We start from the raw sequence: 765 nt of genomic DNA, 5'->3' as shown, positions 1-765 counted from the left end.
CGGGGGCGGGGGCTGCGGTGGCGGGCGCGGGGGTCGCCCCCGTACCCGTACCGCCCGCACCGCGGTCCGTCCCGCCGCCCGCGCCGCCCAGCAACCCCGCGAGCGGCAGGTCCGCGAGGCCCAGGCTCCGTGCCGTCGCCGTCAGTTCGGCCAGTCGCGGGTCGCCGCCGCTCGCCATGAGCTTGGTGAGCAGCGCCGAGACGGTCAGGTTCTTGATGTCGCCCGTCGAGACCGAGCCGAGGACGCGGGTCAGGTCCTCGGTGAAGGAGGCGGAACCGTCGAGCCACGGGCCCGCGAGCGTACGGGCCGTCTCGGAGCCCTGCACGAAGCCGTCGAGCCCCTTGCCGAGCGAGACCGAGCGCACGAGCCGGTCGAAGAACACGTCCTCGCCGCCGACGATGCTGACGTTCGCGTGCTCCAGACCCGTCGCGAGGACCGTGGCCTGCGACTCGGCGACGTGCCGCTGCGCCTCCAGGCCCGCGAGGCGGATGTCCTTCTCCGCCTCCAGGCGGAGCCGGTACTCCTCGTGGCCGCGCGAGGCCTCGTCGAGCGCCGCCATCGCCGCCGCCTTGTCGGTGAGCCCCGCCGCCTCCGCCTTGAGCTTCTTCTCGACGGCCGCGGCCTCCGCGCTCGCCTTCTCCTGCGCGCCCGCGGCCTCCGCGAGTGCCTTCTCGCGCGTGCCCTCGGCCTCCGCGAGCGCGAGTTCACGCGCTCCGGCCGCCTCGGCGAGCGCGAGTTCGCGGGCGCCCGCCGCCTCGGCGCGCA

1 pseudogene is annotated in these 765 nt (G+C 76.2%); it reads right to left on the bottom strand.

Annotation, left to right across the window (positions count from 1 at the left end):
• Window positions 1-765, bottom strand: a pseudogene (locus tag G3I42_RS00905) (flotillin family protein); the annotation flags it as partial.

Origin of the sequence: Streptomyces sp. SID11385, assembly GCF_010548245.1 — a bacterium.
Classification (GTDB): Bacteria; Actinomycetota; Actinomycetes; order Streptomycetales; family Streptomycetaceae; genus Streptomyces.
Note: the sequence above shows the minus strand (reverse complement) of the source record. Positions and strands in the feature narration are given on the sequence as shown.